Below are 1,377 nucleotides of genomic sequence, written 5' to 3'. Positions count from 1 at the left end.
TTTATGATGGGGTGGACGCCCCGCCCGACGGCATCGATGTGCCAAAGTGGAGTTGTTGAGCACCACTTAAGGGAGGCGTCCGTGTCAGAGGTTATCATAATCGGTCTGGATATCGCCAAGCATGTTTTCCACGCTCATGGAGCAGACGGGAAAGGGCGAGCTATATTCAGCAAACGGATCAGCCGAGGAAAGCTGCTGGATTTCTTTGCAGCCCAGCCGAGTTGCACGGTAGCTCTGGAGGCATGTGGCGGAGCCCATCACTGGGCCCGGCAGCTCGCCCAGCTTGGCCATGAAGTTCGGCTGATCCCTCCCGCCTACGTAAAGCCGTTTGTGAAGCGGCAAAAGAATGACGCGATCGATGCCGAGGCGATCTGCGAAGCAGCGCAGCGGCCGAGCATGCGGTTCGTGGCCGTGAAGAGCGAACAGCAACAGGCGGCGGGTCTGGTGTTTCGGACCCGTGACCTGTTAGTGCGGCAGCGAACGCAGCTCATCAACGCGATCCGGGGACACCTCACTGAATATGGATGGGTCGCACCTAAGGGGCCGTCGCACGTGACGATGCTTACCGACCTGATCGAGGAAGAAGAGATGGCCAGCTCGCTCCCCAAAGCGGCCCACGCCATGTTCCGATTGATGTTGGACCTGCTGACCGACCTCAATGGCAAGGTCGCGGACCTCGACCAGGAAATCGCGCGACGTGCTCGCGAGGACGAAGTATCACGCCGGCTAATGACCGTTCCCGGCGTTGGCCCAATCTCCGCCACCGCGATCGCCGCTCTAGCACCGCCGGCCGAGACCTTTGCCAAAGGCCGTGACTTCGCCGCTTGGTTGGGTCTCACGCCTCTTCAAAGATCGACAGGCGGCAAGCAGAAGCTCGGTGCGACATCCAAGATGGGCGAACGCACGCTCAGGCGCCTCCTCATCATCGGCAGCAGCGCGGTCGTGCAACAGGCAAGCAAACGCGGCGCGCCAAGGGGTTCGTGGCTCGAACAGATGCTGGCTCGCAAACCGCGCATGCTGGTGACCATCGCGCTCGCCAACAAGATGGCGCGGATCGTCTGGGCGCTACTTGTAAAGCAGGAAAATTACAGGGCTCCGGTCGCAGCCAAGGCGTGATCTTGGTGGGCCCGAGGTCGTCAGAGGTGTAGTCGGTCGAAGGAGGGTATGGCGCAACAGTCGGCGAGACGGGGCCGGAAGAACCAGATGTACTCATCGTGCCTAGAGCACGCATTTATGATTTGGTTCCGGTCCGCGAACTCCCATACAGGCCCGCAGCTCCATCGCTGCATCAGAGGCCGGACAGATGGCAGCATCCGACTACGTGCCAATCTTCCTCAAAAACCGCTTGCATCTGGCGGGGCGTCCACAGATGAGTAC

General features: G+C 60.6%; 1 protein-coding gene. It reads left to right on the top strand.

Annotated features, from left to right (window positions below; all coding sequences use genetic code 11):
* Nucleotides 1-81: 81 nt before the first annotated feature.
* The gene (locus tag OWC48_RS45875) at nt 82-1,116 is read left to right on the top strand and encodes an IS110 family transposase (protein WP_282525906.1); all 1,035 of its coding nucleotides are present in this window, start codon (nt 82-84) and stop codon (nt 1,114-1,116) included.
* Nucleotides 1,117-1,377: the final 261 nt, after the last annotated feature.

Source organism: Bradyrhizobium sp. Arg816 (assembly GCF_029989365.1).
Lineage (GTDB): Bacteria > Pseudomonadota > Alphaproteobacteria > Rhizobiales > Xanthobacteraceae > Bradyrhizobium.
This window is presented reverse-complemented; position numbering and strand designations above follow the sequence as displayed.